This is a genomic window from Pelomonas candidula (assembly GCF_043555985.1).
GTDB classification, from domain to species: Bacteria; Pseudomonadota; Gammaproteobacteria; order Burkholderiales; family Burkholderiaceae_C; genus Pelomonas; species Pelomonas candidula.
The window spans coordinates 389,000-409,230 of sequence record NZ_JBIGIC010000004.1; the positions used below are offsets into that span (position 1 = coordinate 389,000).

Genomic DNA, 20,231 nt, shown 5'->3' on the forward strand with positions numbered 1-20,231 from the left:
CTCAAGTTCCGCTTGCAAAGCCGCGCTGTTCAAGCGAAATTCTGCGAGGTTTGACAGTTGTCACCGGGTCTGAATACATTACTGACCCGCCGGTCATTAAGTTTGAAGCCGGCTGCCCATCCCTTGCCGAGGTCTGCATGCCCCATCTTCTGCGTCTCGCGTCGCCCTTGCTGCTGGCCGCGCTGCTTTCGGCCTGCGGCAAGCAGGCCGCCGCGCCCGAGCCGGAGCGCGCCGTGCGCACGCAGCTCGTCAGCGTGGGCGCCGCGAGCGCCAGCCATGAGTATGCGGCCGAGGTGAAGCCGCGCATCGAGTCGCGCCTGTCCTTCCGCGTCGGCGGCAAACTGTTGAGCCGCGCGGTGAACCTGGGAGATACGGTCAAGGCCGGTCAGGTGCTGGCCCGCATGGACGCGCAGGACCTCAAGCTCGCCGAAGCCGCCGCCAGCGCCGCCGTGCGGGCCGCGCGCACCAACCGCGACCAGGCCGGCCAGGATTACAAGCGCTTCGTCGATCTGGAGCGCCAGGGCTTCATCAGCGCTGCCGAACTCGAGCGGCGCGACTCGGCCTTCAAGGCCGCGCAGGCGCAGCTGGAGCAGGCCAAGGCCCAGGCCGACGTGCAAGGAAACCAGGCTGCCTACGCCCAGCTGGTGGCCGACGGCGCCGGTGTCGTCACCGGCATCAACGCCGAGCCCGGCCAGGTGCTGGCCGCCGGCACGCCGGTCTTCAGCGTGGCGCTGGACGGCCCTCGCGACATCGTCTTCTCCGTCCCCGAGGACCAGATCGAGCGCGTGAAGGCCGCCGCTGCCAAGCCCGGTGCGCTGAAGGTGCGGCTGTGGGCCGGCGACAAGACCGCGCCGCTGACGCTGCGCGAGGTGTCGGCCGCGGCCGACCCGGCCACGAGAACGTTTCTCATCAAGGCCGATGCCGGCAAGCTGGACGTGCGGCTGGGCCAGTCCGCCACGGTCGTGCTGGACCTGCCGGCGCAGCAGGGCGTCATCAAGGTGCCCCTGGCTGCGGTGCTGCAGCAGGCGGGCAAGACGTCGGTGTGGGTGCTGGACGGCGGGTCGATGACGGTCAAGCCCGTGTCCGTGCAGGTGGCCGGCGCCGACGGCAACGACGTGGCCATCGCCAGCGGCCTGAATCCGGGGCAGGAGGTGGTCATCGCCGGCGTGCACGTGCTGTCGCCGGGCCAGAAGGTCAAGCGCTATGTGCCGCCGCGGTCCGACACCGCGCCGGCCGTCGCTCCTGCCGCCTCTCGCTGAGCCGGGAGCGCGCATGAACATCCCCCCGAACAAGGCCGCGACGGGCGAGCGCTTCAACGTCTCGCGCTGGGCGCTGGAGCACCCGGCGCTGACGCGCTACCTGATGGTCGTGCTGATGCTGATGGGCTTCGCGGCCTACTTCCAGCTGGGCCAGGACGAAGACCCGCCCTTTACGTTCCGCGTCATGGTCATCCAGGCCTACTGGCCCGGCGCCACGGCGCAGCAGATGGCCGACCAGGTCGCCGACAAGATCGAGAAGACGCTTCAGGAGGTGAACTATGCGGACAAGATCCGCTCGTCCACCAAGCCCGGCGAGTCGCTGACGGTCTTCCAGCTCAAGGACGAGACGCCGCCCAAGGAGGTGGCCGACATCTGGTACCAGGTTCGCAAGAAGGTCGGCGACATGCGCGCCACGCTGCCGCAGGGGGTGCTGGGGCCGTTCTTCAACGACGAGTTCGGCGACGTCTACGGCTCCATCTATGCGCTGTCCGCCGACGGTTTCAGCCGCGAGGAGTTGCGTGAGCATGCCGACCGCGTGCGACAGGCGCTGCTGCAGGTGCGGGACGTGGCCAAGGTCGAGATCTTCGGCATCCAGGCCGAGAAGCTCTACGTCGAGATCTCGCAGAAGCGCCTGGCCCAGCTGGGCCTGGACTTCAACCAGGTCATCAGCCAGATCGGCGCGCAGAACGCCGTCGAGGGCGCGGGCGTCTTGAACGCCGGCAGCGCGAACTTCCAGATCCGCGTGCAGGGCCAGTTCACGACGGCGCAGGCGCTGGCCGAGGTGCCCATCCGCGCGACCAACCCGCAGACCGGGGTGGCCAGCCAGATGCGGCTGGGCGACATCGCCGAGATCAAGCGCGACTACGTCGACCCGCCGACCACCAAGGTGCGCTACCAGGGCAAGGAGGTGCTGGCGCTGGGCGTCTCGATGGCCAAGGGCGGCGACATCATTGCGATGGGCAAGGCGCTGGGCGTGGCGACCAAGGCCATCGAGCGCGACCTGCCGGCCGGCATCCGGCTAGAGCAGATCCAGGATCAGCCCAAGGCCGTCACGACTTCAGTGGGTGAGTTCGTGCATGTGCTCATCGAGGCCGTTGTCATCGTGCTGGCGGTGAGCTTCCTCTCGCTGGGGCTGCACGTGCGGCCGGGCTGGAAGTTCAGCATCGATGTCTGGCCCGGCCTCGTCGTCGGCATCACCATCCCGTTGGTGCTGGCCATCACCTTCGTGGCGATGTTCTATTGGGGCGTGGGCCTGCACAAGATCTCGCTGGGCTCGCTGATCATCGCGCTGGGCCTGCTGGTGGACGACGCCATCATTGCCGTCGAGATGATGGTGCGCAAGCTCGAAGAGGGCTACGACAAGATGCACGCCGCCACCTACGCCTACGACGTGACGGCCATGCCCATGCTGACCGGCACGCTGATCACGGCGGTGGGTTTCCTGCCCATCGGCCTGGCCAAGTCGACGACCGGCGAATACACCTTCGCCATCTTTGCCGTGACGGCCGCGGCGCTGGTCATCTCCTGGGCCGTGTCGGTCTATTTCGTGCCTTACCTCGGCGCGCTGCTGCTCAAGAGCAAGCCCGCGCCCGAGGGCGAGGTGCACGAGCTGTTCGACACGCCGTTCTACAACCGCTTCCGCGGCCTCGTGCGCTGGTGCGTCGAGAACCGCTGGAAGACCATCGCCATGACGCTGCTGGTGTTCGCGCTCGGCATCTTCGGCATGACGCACGTGCAGCAGCAGTTCTTCCCGGACTCCAGCCGCCCGGAGGTGCTGGTCGACCTGACGCTGCCCGAGGGTTCGACGATGCAGGAGACCGAGGCGCTGGCGAAGCGCTTCGAGGCCCGCATGATGAAGGAGTCCGGCATTGCCAGTGTGACGACCTGGGTCGGCTCCGGCGTGCCGCGGTTCTATCTGCCGCTGGACACGATCTTCCCGGCGACCAACGTGCTGCAGACGATCCTGTTGTCCAAGAACCTGGACGAGCGCGAGGCGCTGCGCATGAAGCTGCCGGCGTTGCTGGCCGAGGAGTTCCCCGAGGCGCGGGGCCGCGTCAAGCTGCTGCCCAACGGGCCGCCGGTGACCTACCCGGTGCAGTTCCGCGTCGTGGGCACCGACCCCAAGGTCGTCCGCGACTGGGCCGACAAGGCCAAGGACATCCTGCGCGCCAGCCCCAACATGCGCGGCGTCAACGACAACTGGAACGAGAACATCAAGACGCTGCGCCTGACCGTCGACCAGGACAAGGCGCGGGCGCTGGGTGTGTCCAGCCAGGTGCTGGCGCAGTCGGCGCATACGTTGCTGTCGGGCACCACCATCGGCCAGTACCGTGAGGCCGACAAGCTCGTCGACATCGTGCTGCGCCAGCCCGCGGACGAGCGCGCCGTCATCACCGACATCGCCAACGCCTACGTGCCGTCGACGACGGGCCGCGCGATCCCGCTGACGCAGATCGCCAAGGTCGAGTTCGCCTGGGAGCCGGGCGTCATGTGGCGCGACTCGCGCAACTACGCCGTCACCGTGCAGGGTGACGTTGCCGAGGGCCTGCAGGGCGCCACCGTCACCAAGGAGGTCTGGCCCAAGCTCGACGAACTGCAGAAGCAGATGCCCACCGGCTACAGCATCCAGATCGCCGGCGCGGTGGAGGAGAGCAGCAAGGGGCAGACGTCGATCTTCGTTGGCGTGCCGGTCATGCTGTTCATCACCTTCACGCTGCTGATGCTGCAATTGCACAGCTTCTCGCGCGCGCTGCTGGCCTTCATGACCGGCTTCCTGGGCATTGCCGGGGTCGCGATGGCGCTGCTGCTGCTCGGGCGGCCGTTCGGCTTCGTGGCCATGCTGGGCGTCATTGCGCTCAACGGCATGATCATCCGGAACTCCGTGATCCTCATCGATCAGATCGAGCAGGACCGCGCCCGCGGCGTGCCGGACTGGTCGGCCATCGTCGAGTCCGCCGTGCGGCGCTTCCGTCCCATCGTGCTGACGGCGGCGGCGGCGGTGCTGGCCATGATCCCGCTGTCGCGCAGCGTGTTCTGGGGGCCGATGGCCGTGGCCATCATGGGCGGGCTCATCGTGGCCACCGTGCTGACGCTGCTCGCGCTGCCGGCCATGTACGCGGCCTGGTTCCGTGTCGTGCGCCCCGCGGAGGAGGAGCACACGCGCATGATGAGCCAGTTCCACGACACCGAAGCCGCCGAGCCGACGTGACCCTCGGTTGAGGGTTTTGCCGCCCCGCAGGCCGGGGCGGCGGGCAGGCCGCGCGGCATCGCTACAATCGCCGGTTTGCCGAATCGCCTACGGGGTTGCTCCTGAAGCAGCCCAACCCAAATTGCGCGGGTGGCGAAATTGGTAGACGCACCAGGTTTAGGTCCTGACGCCTTCACGGGCGTGCCGGTTCGAGTCCGGCCCCGCGCACCACTACTGTCCTTCAACTGTTCCCGAGTCCATCATGGCCGTCACCGTCGAAACCCTCGAAAAGCTGGAACGCCGCATCACCCTGCACGTGGCGGCCGCTGACATCAACAGCGAAGTCGAAGCCCGTCTGAAGAAGCTGGCCCGCACCGTCAAGGCCGACGGCTTCCGCCCCGGCAAGGTGCCGATGAACGTCGTCGCCCAGCGCTACGGCTACTCGGTGCAATACGAAGTCGTCAACGACAAGCTCGGCGCCGCCTTCAACAATGCCGCCAACGAAGCGCAACTGCGCGTCGCTGGCCAGCCCCGCATCGAGCAGAAGGACCAGGCCCCCGAAGGCCAGATGGCCTTCGACGCCACGTTCGAGGTCTATCCCGAAGTCAAGATCGGCGACCTGGCCGCTGCTGAAGTCGAGCGCGTCACCAGCGATGTGACCGAGGAAGCCATCGACAAGACCGTCGAGATCCTGCGCAAGCAGCGCCGCAGCTTCGCCCAGCGCGCCGCTGCCGACGTGGCCGCCGCCGGCGACCGCGTCACCATCGACTTCGAAGGCAAGATTGACGGCGAGCCCTTCCAGGGTGGCAAGGCCGAAGGCTTCCAGTTCCTGATCGGCGAAGGCCAGATGCTGGAGCAGTTCGATGCCGCCGTGCGCGGCATGAAGGCCGGCGAGAGCAAGACCTTCCCGCTGCAGTTCCCCGAGGACTATCACGGCAAGGACGTGGCCGGCAAGGAAGCCGACTTCCTCGTCACGGTCAAGAAGATCGAGGCCCAGCACCTGCCCGAAGTGAACGAGGCGTTCGCCAAGTCGCTCGGCATCAAGGACGCGACCGTCGAAGCCCTGCGTGCCGACATCAAGAAGAACCTCGAGCGCGAAGTGAAGTTCCGCGTGCTGGCCCGCAACAAGGGTGCGGTCATGGACGCGCTGGTGGCCGTGTCGGAACTCGACGTGCCCAACGCGCTGGTGCAGGGCGAGGCCGAGCGCATGGTTGGCCAGGCCCGCGAGGACCTGAAGAAGCGCGGCGTCAAGGATGCCGACAAGGCCGAGATCCCCGCCGACATCTTCAAGCCGCAGGCCGAGCGCCGCGTGCGCCTGGGCCTGGTGGTTGCCGAGCTGGTGCGCTCGAACAATCTGCAAGCCAAGCCGGCCCAGCTGCAGGCCCACATCGAAGAGCTGTCGCAGAGCTACGAGAAGCCGGCCGAAGTGCTGCGCTGGTACCTGAGCGACCGCGAGCGCATGGCCGAAGTGGAAGCCGTCGTCGTCGAGAACAATGTCACGGACTTCGTGCTGGCGACCGCCAAGGTCACCGACAAGGCCCTGCCGTTCGACGAGCTGATGGCCGCCGGCAACTGAGAGCCCCTCGCCTGACGAAGGCGCCGTGCCGCAAGGCCCGGCGCCTTTTTACTTGCGTGGCCATAATCCGTCCCCATAACAGCTGCTACCGCTTTGTCTTCAAGGATCTGAATGAGCGCTCTCGACACCAGCAATCTCGGCCTCGTGCCCATGGTCATCGAACAGTCCGGCCGTGGCGAGCGCGCCTACGACATCTACTCGCGCCTGCTGCGCGAGCGCATCGTCTTCCTGGTCGGGCCGGTCAATGACGCGGTCGCCAACCTCGTCGTCGCCCAACTGCTGTTCCTGGAGAGCGAGAACCCCGACAAGGAGATCTCGCTGTACATCAACAGCCCGGGCGGCAGCGTGTCGGCTGGCATGTCCATCTTCGACACGATGAACTTCATCAAGCCCGAGGTGTCGACGCTGTGCATGGGCATGGCGGCCAGCATGGGTGCCTTCCTGCTGTCGGCCGGCGCCAAGGGCAAGCGCTTCTCGCTGCCCAACGCCAAGGTCATGATCCATCAGCCGTTGGGTGGCGCGCAGGGGCAGGCCACGGATATTGAAATCCATGCGCGTGAAATCCTGAAGACTCGCGAGACCCTGAATCGCATCCTGGCCGAGCGCACCGGCCAGACGCTGGAGAAAATCCAGTCGGATACCGAGCGCGACTACTTCATGTCCGCGGCCGAGGCCCAGAACTACGGCCTGATCGACCAGGTGCTGGAACACCGGCCCTGAGCCGGTGAGGGGCTGTAACCAGCCCCCGGATTCGCAGCGAAATCGGGGCCCTTATCCCCACGAGGGCCCCGAGATCGTTTGGACTATCATCATTCGAGGCATCCCGCCCCGACCCCTTTAGTTTCTATCGAGCAGTTCTCATGGCCGACAAAAAAGGCACCTCCAGCGAGAAAGTTCTGTACTGCTCCTTCTGCGGCAAGAGCCAGCACGAGGTCAAGAAGCTGATCGCCGGCCCGTCCGTCTTCATCTGCGACGAGTGCATCGAGCTGTGCAACGACATCGTCCGTGACGAGATTCCCGCGCCGGCCCCTGCCGCGCGGGCCGGCAAGTCCGACCTGCCCGTGCCCAGCGAGATCAAGGCCAGCCTGGACCAGTACGTCATCGGCCAGGACGTGGCCAAGCGCACGCTGGCCGTGGCCGTGTACAACCACTACAAGCGCCTGCGCCACATGGCGACGGCCAAGGAGTCGGTCGAGCTGTCCAAGAGCAACATCCTCCTGATCGGCCCCACCGGTTCCGGCAAGACGCTGCTGGCACAGACACTGGCGCGCCTGCTGAACGTGCCCTTCGTGATCGCCGACGCGACGACGCTGACCGAAGCCGGCTACGTCGGCGAGGACGTCGAGAACATCATCCAGAAGCTGCTGCAGAACTGCAATTACGACGTCGAGCGTGCGCAGCGCGGCATCGTCTACATCGACGAGATCGACAAGATCTCGCGCAAGGCCGATAACCCGTCCATCACGCGCGACGTGTCCGGCGAAGGGGTGCAGCAGGCGCTGCTCAAGCTCGTCGAAGGCACGATGGCCTCGGTGCCGCCGCAGGGCGGCCGAAAGCACCCGAACCAGGACTTCCTGCAGATCGACACGACGAACATCCTGTTCATCTGTGGTGGCGCCTTCGACGGCCTGGAGAAGGTCATCCAGAACCGCAGCGAAAAGTCCGGCATCGGCTTTGGCGCAACCGTGAAGAGCAAGTCCGACAAGAAGGTCGGCGAGGTCTTCCGCGAGTGCGAGCCCGAGGACATCATCAAGTTTGGTCTCATCCCCGAGCTGGTCGGTCGCCTGCCCGTCGTCGCGACGTTGGGTGAGCTGACCGAGGACGCGCTGGTGCAGATCCTCACCGAGCCCAAGAACGCATTGGTCAAGCAGTACCAGCAGCTGTTCGAGATGGACGGCGTCGAGCTCGAAATCCGCAAGCCGGCGCTCGCCGCCATTGCCCGCAAGGCACTGGCGCGCAAGACCGGCGCCCGCGGCCTGCGCAGCATCATGGAGCAATCGCTGATCGACACCATGTTCGACCTGCCGGCGCTGGAAGGCGTCGAGAAGGTCGTGCTGGACGAGCACAACATCGAGGACGCATCGGCACGTCCCTTGCTGGTCTATCGCGAACAAAAGGCCAGCGCCTAAGCCCTCAACTTGCAATCGCCCCCTCAGGCCGCACATCGGCCTGAGAAAGAGAGGTCTTCATGTCCGGACACCCCATCCTCCCCGCCGACCCGATCACGCTGCCGCTGCTGCCGTTGCGTGACGTCGTCGTGTTCCCGCACATGGTCATCCCGCTGTTCGTCGGGCGCCCCAAGTCCATCAAGGCCCTGGAAGCCGCGATGGAAGCCGGTCGCCAGATCATGCTGGTCGCCCAAAAGGCCGCCGGCAAGGACGAGCCCAAGCCCGAGGACATGTTCGAGGTCGGCTGCGTCTCCAGCATTCTGCAGATGCTGAAGCTGCCCGACGGCACCGTGAAGGTGCTCGTCGAAGGCCTGCAGCGCGCCACCACCAGCTCGATCACCGAGCCGGGAGAGCACTTCGTCGCCGAAGTCACGCCCATCCCGCCCGAGACCGAGCACGCCCCTGAAGTCGAAGCCCTGCGCCGCGCCGTGACGCAGCAGTTCGACCAGTACGTCAAGCTCAACAAGAAGATCCCGCCCGAGATCCTCACGTCCATCGGCGGCATCGACGATCCGGGCCGCCTCGCCGACACCATCGCTGCTCACCTGCCGCTCAAGCTCGATGCCAAGCAGGCCGTGCTGGACCTGTCCGACGTGGCCAAGCGCCTCGAAAAGCTACTCGACCTGCTCGAGCACGAAGTCGACATCCTGCAGGTCGAGAAGCGCATTCGTGGTCGCGTCAAGCGCCAGATGGAGAAGAGCCAGCGCGAGTACTACCTGAACGAGCAGGTCAAGGCCATCCAGAAGGAACTGGGCGACGGCGAAGAAGGCGCCGACATGGAGGAGCTCGAGAAGAAGATCCTCGCCGCCAAGATGCCCAAGGAGGCGCGCAAGAAGGCCGACGCCGAGCTGAAGAAGCTCAAGCTGATGTCGCCCATGTCCGCCGAAGCCACGGTGGTGCGCAACTACATCGACACGCTGGTCAACCTGCCCTGGAGCAAGAAGACCAAGATCAAGCACGACCTCAAGAACGCCGAGGACGTGCTGAACGAAGACCACTACGGCCTCGAGAAGGTCAAGGACCGCATCCTTGAATATCTCGCGGTGCAGCAGCGCGTCGACAAGGTCAAGGCGCCGATCCTGTGCCTGGTCGGCCCTCCGGGTGTCGGCAAGACCTCGCTCGGCCAGAGCGTGGCGCGCGCCACCGGCCGCAAGTTCATCCGCATGGCGCTGGGCGGCGTGCGCGATGAAGCCGAGATCCGCGGCCACCGCCGCACCTACATCGGCTCCATGCCGGGCAAGGTGCTGCAGTCGCTGACCAAGGTCGGCACGCGCAACCCGTTGTTCCTGCTCGACGAGATCGACAAGCTGGGCATGGACTTCCGCGGCGACCCGTCGTCGGCGCTGCTGGAGGTGCTGGACCCCGAGCAGAACCACACCTTCGGTGACCACTACATCGAGGTCGACTTCGACCTGTCCGATGTGATGTTCGTCGCCACGTCGAACTCGATGAACATCCCTCCGGCGCTGCTGGACCGGATGGAGGTGATCCGCCTGTCAGGCTACACCGAGGACGAGAAGGTCAACATCGCGCAGACCTACCTGCTGCCCAAGCAACGCAAGAACAACGGCGTGCTGGACGAGGAACTGGAAGTGACCGAGTCGGCCGTGCGCGGTGTGATCCGCTACTACACGCGGGAAGCCGGCGTGCGCTCGCTGGAACGCGAGATGTCCAAGATCTGCCGCAAGGTCGTGAAGGGCATCCAGCTCAAGACCTACGACAGCAAGGTCGTCGTCACGGAGGACAACCTCCACGACTTCCTCGGCGTGCGCAAGTACGACTTCGGTCGTGCCGAGAAGAAGAACCAGGTCGGCCAGGTCGTCGGCCTCGCGTGGACCGAAGTGGGCGGCGATCTGCTGACCATCGAAGCCACCGCAATGCCGGGCAAGGGCAACATCATCCGCACGGGCTCGCTCGGCGACGTGATGAAGGAGTCCGTTGAGGCGGCTCGCACGGTGGTGCGCTCGCGCGCCCGCCGCCTGGGCATCAAGGACGAGGTCTTCGAGAAGCGCGACGTGCACGTGCACGTGCCTGACGGCGCCACGCCCAAGGACGGCCCGAGCGCGGGCGCGGCGATGACCACTGCCTTTGTGTCTGCATTGACCGGCATCCCGGTGCGTGCCGACGTTGCGATGACGGGCGAAATCACGCTGCGTGGTGAAGTCACCGCCATCGGTGGCCTGAAGGAGAAGCTGCTCGCGGCGCACCGCGGCGGTATCAAGACCGTGATGATTCCGGAAGAGAACGTCAAGGACCTGCAGGACATTCCGGAGAACGTGAAGAACCAGCTCGAGATCGTGCCCGTGCGCTGGATCGAGCGCGTGCTGGAAGTGGCGCTGGAGTCCATGCCGGCGTCGCTGCCCGATGAGGAAGTCCCCGTCGCCGCGGCCAAGCCGGAAGAGGGTGCCACCAAGAGCACGGCGGTGCCTCACTGAAAGAAGTGCGACTGGCTTGTCTTCCGACCAAAAATTGGATTACAATGCCAGCTTCGCTAGATCGCGAGATTGCTCTAAAGAGTAGCCAAGCGGTCCAGAGAAAATTGCGCAAGCAATGCGGGTGTAGCTCAGTTGGTAGAGCGCAACCTTGCCAAGGTTGAGGTCACGAGTTCGAGCCTCGTTACCCGCTCCAGTTTTTCAAAAGGGAAGCCCCGGCTTCCCTTTTTCATCAGTAAGCGTCAACGTCGCACCAACGACTTTGATTTTGGGTTTTACGGCGGCGCGGTAGCAAAGCGGTTATGCCCCGGATTGCAAATCCGGTTAGTCCGGTTCGACTCCGGACCGCGCCTCCAAAATAAACACCATGCGGGTGTAGCTCAGTTGGTAGAGCGCAACCTTGCCAAGGTTGAGGTCACGAGTTCGAGCCTCGTTACCCGCTCCAGTACAAATCGGTCGCACCGATGTTTGGCACACCATGCCAGGCGAAATGCGCGGGTGTAGCTCAGTTGGTAGAGCGCAACCTTGCCAAGGTTGAGGTCACGAGTTCGAGCCTCGTTACCCGCTCCAAATTCACGGGAGATTCGAGCAATCGAGTCTCCCGTTTTCTTTTGTGCGGCCCGGATAATGCGGCCCGCGCGCGGGTGGCGAAATCGGTAAACGCAGCGGACTTAAAATCCGCCGCCCTCAACAGGCGTACGGGTTCAAGTCCCGTCCCGCGCACCAGGATCAAACTCAGTCGGGAGACTGGGTATCAGGCAAACGTGTTGACGTTGCGACCGACGCTGCCCTCTGTCGCAAGTGCAGGCTGTTGCGGCAGCGCCTCAAGCAGCGCGGCAGCACCGGCGGCCTGAACATCCAACGCTTTCCGGAGCATCAGCGTGCTCGCAGCGCCTTGAACCGTGCCCAGGTCACCATTGGATGCGCTGTTGACAGCCGCGCCGACGACGGCGGAGTTGACGATGTTCATATCCGGCCTATCGGCCGTTGCAGCGCCGACTTGAGCGGAATTTTCAGAGCGCTGCCGGCCAGCTGCGTACGTCCGGCTCACGCCAGCCCAGCACGCGCTCGATCCATGTGCGCAGCGCGGCCGGATCACCGCTCGTTTCAATGTGCAGTGCTGGCGAATCGGACGCTGGCGTCCACAGATCGACGGCCCGGCGGGCAACGGCGGTCTCGATGCGCAGCAACTTCACGTCGGGACCCAACGCCGCCTGCCACAGCGGCTCGATCAGCGGGTAGTGCGTGCAGCCCAGAAGTGCAGTGTCCACGCCGGCTGCACGCAGCGGTTCGCAGTGGCGGGCGACCAGCGAACGCAGCTCCGCGCTGTCCAGATCGCCGGCTTCGATGTGATCGACGATGCCCGGGCAGCCTTGGACGACGACCTCGCGGCCGTTCGCATGGCGCTCGATGAGTGCGCGCAATCGGGCGCTCGCAGCCGTCGCCGGCGTGGCCAGCAGACCGATGCGGCCATTGCGCGTGGCGGCGACGGCAGGCTTGATGCCGGGCTCGGTGCCGACGAAGGGCAGGGTGGGCCAGCGTGCGCGCAAGGCCTCGATCGCGTGGGCCGTGGCCGTATTGCAGGCAATGATGATCAGCTCGGCGCCCTGGGCGATCAGGTGCTCGGAGATTGCCATGCTGCGCGCCCGGATCTCGTCGGGGCTGCGGTTGCCGTAGGGCGCATACGCCGTGTCGGCCAGGTAGCGCAGCCGGGCCGTCGGCAGCTGCTCGCGCAACTCGTGCAGCACCGTGAAGCCGCCGACGCCGGAATCGAAGACGCCGATTTCGCGGCGCGGGGAAGGGTCAGTCTGCATAGGACGCGGCAGTCTAGCTTCACGATTCGAGAGGCCTCTCCAAAAAGACTTTTGCCGACGCCGCCGGACCTCTGGCTAGAATCGAACGATCGTGCTTTTTTGCGCACGGCTCCTCGCGGAGCGCCCCGTAGAATCTGATTAACGTATACGTCAATCCAGCTGGAGTTTTCGATGAAGGTCTTGGTCCCTGTCAAACGCGTCGTGGACTACAACGTCAAGGTGCGCGTGAAGAGCGATGGCACGGGCGTTGACATCGCCAACGTGAAGATGTCGATGAACCCCTTCGACGAGATCGCCGTCGAAGAGGCCGTGCGCCTGAAGGAGAAGGGTGCCGTCACCGAGGTGATCGCCGTGTCCTGCGGCGTCACGCAGTGCCAGGAAACGCTGCGCACGGCCATGGCCATCGGCGCGGACCGTGCCATCCTGGTCGAGACGCCCGCCGACGTCGAACTGCAGCCGCTGGCCGTCGCCAAGCTGCTGAAGGCGCTGGTGGACAAGGAAGGTCCGAGCCTGGTCATCCTCGGCAAGCAGGCCATCGATGACGATTGCAACCAGACCGGCCAGATGCTGGCCGCGCTGGCCGGCCTGCCGCAGGGCACGTTCGCTTCCAAGGTGGAAGTGGCCGGCGACAAGGTCATCGTGACCCGTGAAGTAGACGGCGGCCTGGAGACGGTGTCCCTGAGCCTGCCGGCCGTCATCACGACCGACCTGCGCCTGAACGAGCCGCGCTACGTGACGCTGCCCAACATCATGAAGGCCAAGAAGAAGCAGCTCGACATCGTCAAGCCGGCCGATCTGGGCGTGGACGTGACGCCTCGCATCAAGACGCTGAAGGTCAGCGAGCCGCCCAAGCGGGGTGCTGGCGTGAAGGTGCCGGACGTCGCTACCCTGGTGACCAAGCTCAAGACCGAAGCCAAGGTCATCTAAGCCATCTAAGAACTTTGCGGGACGGACCGCTGCGGCGCAGTCGCAAGCTCTGTCCTCAACTGATCAGGAACCATTGAGATGACCGCACTCGTCATTGCCGAACACGACAACGCCTCGATCAAGGGCGCCACGCTGAACACCGTCACCGCCGCTGCCGCCCTGGGTGGCGACGTGCACGTGCTGGTGGCCGGCCACAACGCTGGCGCCGCCGTGGCCGCCGCCGCGCAGATTGCTGGCGTCGCCAAGGTGCTGCACGCCGATGCCGCCGCGCTGGGCGAAGGCCTGGCCGAGAACGTCGCCGCCCAGGTGATCGCACTGGCCTCGGGCTACAGCCACCTGCTGTTCCCCGCCACGGCGTCGGGCAAGAACGTCGCGCCGCGCGTCGCTGCGCTGCTGGACGTGGGCCAGCTGAGCGACGTGACCAAGGTTGTCAGCGCCGACACCTTCGAGCGCCCGATCTACGCTGGCAACGCCATCGCCACGGTGCAGAGCGCCGATGCGACCAAGGTGCTGACCGTGCGCACGACCGGCTTCGACCCGGCCGCCGCGACCGGTGGCTCCGCCGCCGTCGAGACCGTCGCGGCTTCGGCCGACAGCGGCAAGAGCAGCTTCGTCGGTCGTGAGGTGACGAAGAGCGACCGCCCCGAGCTGACCGCCGCCAAGATCATCGTGTCGGGCGGCCGCGCGCTGGGTTCGAACGAGAAGTTCATGGAAGTGCTGACGCCGCTGGCCGACAAGCTGGGCGCTGCACTGGGCGCCTCGCGTGCTGCCGTCGATGCTGGCTACGCGCCCAACGACTGGCAGGTCGGCCAGACCGGCAAGATCGTCGCGCCGCAGCTCTACGTGGCCTGCGGCATCTCCGGCGCCATCCAGCACCTGGCCGGCATGAAGGACTCCAAGGTCATCGTCGCGATCAACAAGGACCCGGAAGCGCCGATCTTCTCGGTGGCCGACTACGGCCTGGAAGCCGATCTGTTCACGGCCGTGCCAGAACTCGTGTCCGCGCTGTAAGCCGCACGCCGACTGCACCGGGCGCCCCGACTCCGGTCGTTGCGGCGCCCTTTTTGCATCCGCCTGGAGGAACAAATGAGTTACCAAGCCCCCGTCAAGGACATGCTTTTCAACCTTCAGCACCTCGCCGGGCTGGAGACGCTGACGCAACAAGTCCCCGCGTTTGAAGACTTCGGCCTGGACACCGCCGCCGCCGTGCTGGAGGAGTGCGCCAAGCTGACGCAGGACGTCATCGCGCCGCTGAACTGGGAAGGCGACAAGAACCCGTCGAGCTGGAAGGACGGCGTGGTCACGACGACGCCCGGCTTCAAGCAGGCCTTCCGCGCCTACGCCGAGGGCGGCTGGCAGGGGCTGGTGCATCCGGCCGAGTTCGGCGGACAGGGGGCACCCAAGGCCATCGCATCGGCCTGCAACGAGATGCTGCAGGCAGCCAACATGAGCTTCGCGCTGTGCCCGCTGCTGACCGACGGTGCCGTCGAGGCGCTGCTGACGGCCGGCAGCGACGAGCAGCGTGCCGTGTTCATCCCCAAGCTGCTGGACGGCTCGTGGACCGGCACGATGAACCTCACCGAGCCGCAGGCCGGATCGGACCTGGCGCTGGTGCGCACGCGCGCCGAGCCGCAGGGCGACGGCACGTACAAGATCTTCGGCACCAAGATCTTCATCACCTACGGTGAGCACGACATGGCCGAGAACATCGTCCACCTCGTGCTGGCCCGCGTGGCCGGCGCGCCGGAGGGCGTGAAGGGCATCAGCCTGTTCCTGGTGCCGAAGTTCATGGTCAACGCCGATGGCTCGCTCGGCGCGCGCAACGATGCGCACTGCGTGTCCATCGAGCACAAGATGGGCATCAAGGCCAGCCCGACGGCCGTGTTGCAGTTCGGCGACCACGGTGGTGCCATCGGCACGCTGATCGGCCAGGAGAACCGCGGCCTGGAGTACATGTTCATCATGATGAACGCCGCCCGCTACGGCGTGGGCGTGCAAGGCATCGGCATTGCCGACCGCGCCTACCAGAAGGCCGTGGCGTACGCGAAGGACCGCGTGCAGTCGCGCCCCGTCGACGGTTCGGTGGCAGGCAGCGCGGCCATCATCCATCACCCCGACGTGCGCCGCATGCTGATGACGATGCGCTCGCTGACCGAGGGCTGCCGCGCGATGGCCAGCATGGCGGCCGCCGCGTTTGACGCGGCCCATCACCATCCCGACGCCGACGCACGCAAGCAGAACCAGGTCTTCTACGAGTTCATGGTGCCGCTGGTGAAGGGCTACAGCACCGAGATGAGCCTGGAGGTCACCTCCTTGGGCGTGCAGGTGCACGGCGGCATGGGCTTCATCGAGGAGACCGGCGCGGCGCAGTACTACCGCGACGCCAAGATCCTGACGATCTACGAAGGCACGACGGCCATCCAGGCCAACGACTTGGTCGGTCGCAAGACGGCGCGTGACGGCGGCCAGCTGGCGCGCGCTATTGCGGGCCAGATCGAGGTGACGGAGGGCGAACTCGCCAAGCGCGACAGCGCCGCCGCGCGCGCGATGCTGAAGGCGCTGCGTGCGTCGCGCGAGGACTACCTCGCCGCGGTCGACTTCATCGCCGGCTCGGCCAAGGGCAACCCCAACGCGGCCTACGCGGGCTCGGTGCCCTACCTGATGCTGGCGGGCAACCTCGTCGCCGGCTGGCAACTCGCCCGCGCGCTGATGGCTGCGGAAGACGCGTTGGCGACTGACAAGGCGTTCATGGACGCCAAGATCGCGACGGCGCGTTTCTACGCCGAGCACATCCTGTCGCGCACCGCCTCGCTGCGCTCGGCCATCGTCGATGGTGCCGACAGCGTGACCGCCCTCGAACTCGAAGCCTTCTGACGGAGACCCCACCTTGGCCCTGCCTCCCATCCTGCAGAACCTGCCGCTGCCCGTCATCGGCTCGCCGCTGTTCATCATCAGCAACCCCAAGCTCGTCATCGAGCAGTGCAAGGCCGGCGTCGTCGGCTCCATGCCGGCGCTGAACGCGCGTCCGGCCGAGCTGCTGGACGAGTGGCTGGCCGAGATCACCGAGACGCTGGCCGCCTACAACCGCGCCAACCCGGACAAGCCGGCCGCGCCGTTCGCCATCAACCAGATCGTGCACAAGAGCAACGAGCGGCTCGAGCACGACATGCAGGTCTGCGCCAAGTACAAGGTGCCCATCGTCATCACGAGCCTGGGCGCGCGCGAGGACGTGAACCAGGCCGTGCATGCCTGGGGTGGCGTCGTGCTGCACGACATCATCAACAACAAGTTCGCGAAGAAGGCCATCGAGAAGGGCGCCGACGGCCTCATCGCCGTGGCGGCCGGCGCGGGCGGCCATGCGGGCGTGAAGAGCCCGTTCGCGCTGATCCAGGAGATCCGCGAGTGGTTCGACGGCCCGCTGGCGCTGTCGGGCTCGATGGCCACCGGCGATGCCGTGCTGGCGGCGCAGGCGATGGGCGCGGACTTCGCCTACATCGGCTCGGCCTTCATCGCGACCGAAGAAGCGCGTGCGAGCGACGCGTACAAGCAGATGATCGTCGCCAGCAACAGTGACGACATCGTCTACAGCAACCTCTTCACCGGCGTGCACGGCAACTACCTGCGCGGCTCGGTGGTGGCGGCCGGCCTGGACCCGGAGAACCTGCCCGAGAGCGACCCGAGCAAGATGAACTTCGGCGGCGGCGCGGCCAAGGCCTGGAAGGACATCTGGGGCAGTGGACAGGGCATCGGCGCCGTCAAGCAGGTCGTGCCGGCCGCGGAGCTGGTGGCGCGCTTGAAGCGCGAGTACGCGGCGGCTCGCCAACGCCTGGCGCTCTGATCCCAGCGTGCTTCATCGGACGGCCACCTTCGGGCGGCCGTTTTGCTTAGCGCCCCGAGCTGCGCAGCAACCGCAGCCCGTTGAACACGACCAGCAGGCTGGCGCCAATGTCGGCGAACACGGCCATCCACATCGTCGCGCTGCCGAACACGGCCAGCACGAAGAACACGGCCTTGATGCCCAGCGCGAGCACGATGTTCTGCCACAGCACGGCGTAGGTGCGCTGGGACAGCCGGATCGTTTCCGGCACCTTGCGCAGGTCGTCGTTCATGATGAGCACGTCGGCCGCCTCCTTGGCGGTGTCGGTGCCCGCGGCGCCCATCGAGAAGCCCACCGCTGCGGCGGCGAGGCTGGGCGAGTCGTTGACGCCGTCGCCCACCATGCCCACCGCGCCTTGCGCGCCCAGCGCGGTGACGGCTTGCTGCTTGTCCTGCGGCAACAGGTTGGCCCGCACGTCAGCGATGCCCACCTGGCTCGCGATGGCCTGCGCCGTTGACGGGTTGTCGCCCGTCAGCATGACGGGGTGCACGCCCAACGCCTTCAACGCGGCGATCGCCTCGCGGCTGCTCGCCTTGGTCGTGTCGGCCACGGCGAACAGGGCCAGCACCTGGCGCTCATCGGCCAGCAGCGACACGGTACGGCCTTGCGCCTCGTGTTCCTGCATCAGCGCTTCCAGCTCGGGTGAGCACTGGCCGCGGTCATGAATCCAGCGGTGGTTGCCGAGCACCACGTTCAACCCCTCGACGTGGCCATGGACGCCGCGGCCCAGCTCGGCACCAAAGCCTTCCACCGGCAGCGTGTCGCCCACCAGCCCGGATGCGACGGCCTTCGAGACGGGATGGTCCGAGCGCGCCGCCAGGCTGCGGGCGATGCCCAGCACGCGGGCCTCGTCAACGCCCTCAGCGAGCACGCGCTGCGCGACCAGCCGGGGACGGCCTTCGGTCAGCGTGCCGGTCTTGTCCAGCGCCAGTACCGTGAGCTTGCGGGCCTGCTCCAGATGCACGCCGCCCTTGATGAGGATGCCGCGTCGCGCGGCCGCCGCCAGCCCGCTGACGATGGTCACCGGCGTGGAGATGACCAGCGCACAGGGGCAGGCGATGACCAGCAGCACCAGAGCCTTGTAGACGCCGGTGAGCCAGGGCCAGCCCAGCAGCAGCGGCGTGCCGATGGCCACGGCCAGCGCCAGCACGAAGACGGCGGGGGTGTAGACGGCGGCGAAGCGGTCGACGAAGCGCTGCGTCGGCGCGCGCTGGCCTTGTGCTGCCTCGACGGCGTGGATGATGCCGGCCAGCACCGTGTCGCTGGCCGGCTTGGTGACCTCGAACTCCAGCGAACCGCTCTGGTTGATGGTGCCGGCAAAGACCGCGTCGCCCGGCGCCTTGTCGACCGGGATGCTCTCGCCGGTGACGGGTGACTGGTCCACCGCGCCCTGGCCGGCCGTGACGGTACCGTCCAGCGCAAAGCGCTCGCCCGGCTTCACGCGCACCGTGGCGCCCACCACCACGGCCTTGGCTTCCATGCGGGCCCAGCTGCCATCCGGCTGGCGCACCTCGGCCTGCTCGGGCGACAGCGCCAGCAGCCCCGTGATGGCGTTTCGCGCGCGGGCCACTGAGCGGGCCTCGATCAGCTCGGCCAGCGAGTACAGCGCCATCACCATCGCAGCCTCGGGCCATTGGCCGATGGCGAACGCGCCGATGACGGCGACCGACATCAGCGCGTTGATGTTGAGCTGGCCGCGCACCAGCGACGCGAGCCCCTTGCGGAACACCATCAGGCCGGACAGCGCGATGGCGACGGCGGCCACGGCCATGCCGGCGACGTGCCACGTCGTGCTGTCGGGCGCGAAGAAGTGCAGCAGCTCGGCGCCGATGGCGACGACCAGCGCGGCGCTCAGCTTGATGAGCTCGGCGCGCTGCGCCTTCGCGGTGTCCGCGGCGGCGGGCGGGGCGGACAGCGTTTCGGTCTTGAAGCCCAGTCGGTTGATGGCCGCCGTCACGGTGTCCCACGACGCGGCTGGCGCGTCGACCGTCAACGCCCGGGCCGGCAGATCGAAGTGCAGGCCGCGCACGTCGCCGAAACTCTCGAGCGCGCGGCGGATCTGGCCCTCTTCGGTGGGGCAGTCCATCGCGGGAATGCGCAGCAGCAGTGCCCCGGCTGGCGCGGGTGTGGCCAGTGGTGCGGCAGCGGTGGCGCAGGCGCTCCCGTGGCAGCAGGCGGCGGCGTGCGAGTGGCCGTGGCCGTGGTCGTGTCCATGACCGTGGTGGTCATGGTCGTCGTGCGAATCGTGGTGGGAATGGCCGTGCGCGTGGCCGGTGTGAGCGTGGTCGTGGGAACTCATGCGGCTATTGGATTCCCTGGAGCAGCTCCAGAGTCAAGTGCCTACACTCGGCCAACGCCAACCCCGGAAAGCCGCCGTGAAGATCGGAGACCTCGCCACCGCCTCGTCGACCGCCGTCGACACCATCCGCTACTACGAGCGCGAGGGCCTGCTGCCCGCGCCGGGGCGCACGCAGGGTGGGTTCCGGGTGTACGAGCCGGCGCACCTGGAGCGGCTGCAGTTCATCCGCTACTGCCGGGGCCTGGACATGTCGCTCGACGAGGTGCGCGTGCTGCTGCGCGTGAAGGATGCCCCGGGCGGCGATTGCGGCGACGTGAACGCGCTGCTGGACGAGCACATCGGCCATGTGTCGCGGTGCATCAAGGAGCTGCGGGCGCTGGAGAAGCAGCTGAAGGAGCTGCGCCAGCGCTGTGCCGCGGCGCAGAGCGCGGACCAGTGCGGCATCCTCAGCGGCCTGGCCGCTGCCGCGCAGGAAGGCACGGCGCCGGCCGTCGCACCGGGGTCGCACCTGCGCTCGGTGCATTCGCACTGAGGCCGAGCATCTTCACCTGCGCCGCCCCGGTCACGGCGGACGGAGGGCAGGGATCGACCGTCCCTGAAGCCGGCGACGCATGAAAACGGCTCGCACGGGTTATCCATGAAACCGCTTTCTCGCATCTCCCAGGACGATGCGCGGCAAATTTGAAAGCGCT

Annotated in this window: 14 protein-coding genes and 6 tRNA genes; 17 read left to right on the forward strand and 3 right to left on the reverse strand. The window is 66.7% G+C overall.

Annotated elements, in window-relative coordinates; translation table 11 throughout:
• Window positions 1-137 precede the first annotated feature (137 nt).
• From ACG04R_RS10580 to ACG04R_RS10635, 12 genes are all read left to right on the forward strand, one after another.
• Window positions 138-1,259: an efflux RND transporter periplasmic adaptor subunit gene (locus ACG04R_RS10580; RefSeq protein WP_394409327.1), complete on the forward strand. Its 1,122-nt coding sequence runs from the start codon at window positions 138-140 to the stop codon at window positions 1,257-1,259.
• Between the two features lie 13 nt (window positions 1,260-1,272).
• The gene (locus ACG04R_RS10585; RefSeq protein WP_394409330.1) at window positions 1,273-4,467 is read left to right on the forward strand and encodes an efflux RND transporter permease subunit; all 3,195 of its coding nucleotides are present in this window, start codon (window positions 1,273-1,275) and stop codon (window positions 4,465-4,467) included.
• 123 nt (window positions 4,468-4,590) lie between these two features.
• Window positions 4,591-4,677 (forward strand) — tRNA-Leu (locus ACG04R_RS10590).
• 31 nt (window positions 4,678-4,708) lie between these two features.
• Window positions 4,709-6,022, forward strand: a complete 1,314-nt coding sequence (gene tig, locus ACG04R_RS10595; RefSeq protein WP_394409333.1) for a trigger factor — start codon at window positions 4,709-4,711, stop codon at window positions 6,020-6,022.
• 111 nt (window positions 6,023-6,133) lie between these two features.
• Window positions 6,134-6,742: an ATP-dependent Clp endopeptidase proteolytic subunit ClpP gene (gene clpP / locus ACG04R_RS10600; protein ID WP_394409336.1), complete on the forward strand. Its 609-nt coding sequence runs from the start codon at window positions 6,134-6,136 to the stop codon at window positions 6,740-6,742.
• A 140-nt stretch (window positions 6,743-6,882) separates the two neighbouring features.
• The gene (gene clpX / locus ACG04R_RS10605) at window positions 6,883-8,151 is read left to right on the forward strand and encodes an ATP-dependent Clp protease ATP-binding subunit ClpX (RefSeq protein ID WP_394409339.1); all 1,269 of its coding nucleotides are present in this window, start codon (window positions 6,883-6,885) and stop codon (window positions 8,149-8,151) included.
• Between the two features lie 59 nt (window positions 8,152-8,210).
• Window positions 8,211-10,625 carry an endopeptidase La gene (lon, locus tag ACG04R_RS10610; RefSeq protein WP_394409342.1) on the forward strand — a complete coding sequence of 805 codons (2,415 nt, stop codon included), beginning with the start codon at window positions 8,211-8,213 and terminating at the stop codon, window positions 10,623-10,625.
• Window positions 10,626-10,742: 117 nt separating this feature from the next.
• Window positions 10,743-10,818: transfer RNA gene (locus tag ACG04R_RS10615), tRNA-Gly, on the forward strand.
• Window positions 10,819-10,904: 86 nt separating this feature from the next.
• Window positions 10,905-10,978: transfer RNA gene (locus ACG04R_RS10620), tRNA-Cys, on the forward strand.
• A gap of 13 nt (window positions 10,979-10,991) precedes the next feature.
• Window positions 10,992-11,067: transfer RNA gene (locus ACG04R_RS10625), tRNA-Gly, on the forward strand.
• Window positions 11,068-11,116: 49 nt separating this feature from the next.
• A tRNA-Gly gene (locus tag ACG04R_RS10630) sits at window positions 11,117-11,192 on the forward strand.
• A 68-nt stretch (window positions 11,193-11,260) separates the two neighbouring features.
• Window positions 11,261-11,348 (forward strand) — tRNA-Leu (locus ACG04R_RS10635).
• A 28-nt stretch (window positions 11,349-11,376) separates the two neighbouring features.
• Here the strand turns inward: ACG04R_RS10635 and ACG04R_RS10640 are convergent.
• Together ACG04R_RS10640 and murI are read right to left on the reverse strand one after the other, a co-directional pair.
• Entirely contained in the window at window positions 11,377-11,592 is a 216-nt protein-coding gene (locus tag ACG04R_RS10640) for a putative motility protein (protein WP_394409345.1), read from the reverse strand.
• Between the two features lie 43 nt (window positions 11,593-11,635).
• The gene (gene murI, locus ACG04R_RS10645) at window positions 11,636-12,436 is read right to left on the reverse strand and encodes a glutamate racemase (RefSeq protein WP_394409348.1); all 801 of its coding nucleotides are present in this window, start codon (window positions 12,434-12,436) and stop codon (window positions 11,636-11,638) included.
• A 171-nt stretch (window positions 12,437-12,607) separates the two neighbouring features.
• Between murI and ACG04R_RS10650 the strand changes: the two genes are divergently transcribed.
• From ACG04R_RS10650 to ACG04R_RS10665, 4 genes are all read left to right on the forward strand, one after another.
• A complete protein-coding gene (locus tag ACG04R_RS10650) occupies window positions 12,608-13,363 on the forward strand; it encodes an electron transfer flavoprotein subunit beta/FixA family protein (RefSeq protein ID WP_394409351.1) in 756 nt (251 codons plus the stop codon).
• 78 nt (window positions 13,364-13,441) lie between these two features.
• Window positions 13,442-14,374: an electron transfer flavoprotein subunit alpha/FixB family protein gene (locus ACG04R_RS10655; protein ID WP_394409354.1), complete on the forward strand. Its 933-nt coding sequence runs from the start codon at window positions 13,442-13,444 to the stop codon at window positions 14,372-14,374.
• A gap of 75 nt (window positions 14,375-14,449) precedes the next feature.
• Entirely contained in the window at window positions 14,450-16,237 is a 1,788-nt protein-coding gene (locus tag ACG04R_RS10660; protein WP_394409357.1) for an acyl-CoA dehydrogenase, read from the forward strand.
• 13 nt (window positions 16,238-16,250) lie between these two features.
• Window positions 16,251-17,201 (forward strand): NAD(P)H-dependent flavin oxidoreductase, encoded by a 951-nt coding sequence (locus tag ACG04R_RS10665; protein ID WP_394409360.1) that lies wholly within the window; start codon window positions 16,251-16,253, stop codon window positions 17,199-17,201.
• A 46-nt stretch (window positions 17,202-17,247) separates the two neighbouring features.
• Here ACG04R_RS10665 and ACG04R_RS10670 read toward each other — a convergent pair whose 3' ends face one another.
• Window positions 17,248-19,539 (reverse strand): heavy metal translocating P-type ATPase, encoded by a 2,292-nt coding sequence (locus tag ACG04R_RS10670; protein WP_394409363.1) that lies wholly within the window; start codon window positions 19,537-19,539, stop codon window positions 17,248-17,250.
• A 76-nt stretch (window positions 19,540-19,615) separates the two neighbouring features.
• On the opposite strand from ACG04R_RS10670, the gene cadR reads away from it, so the two are divergent.
• Window positions 19,616-20,071, forward strand: a complete 456-nt coding sequence (gene cadR, locus ACG04R_RS10675) for a Cd(II)/Pb(II)-responsive transcriptional regulator (protein WP_394409366.1) — start codon at window positions 19,616-19,618, stop codon at window positions 20,069-20,071.
• Window positions 20,072-20,231: the final 160 nt, after the last annotated feature.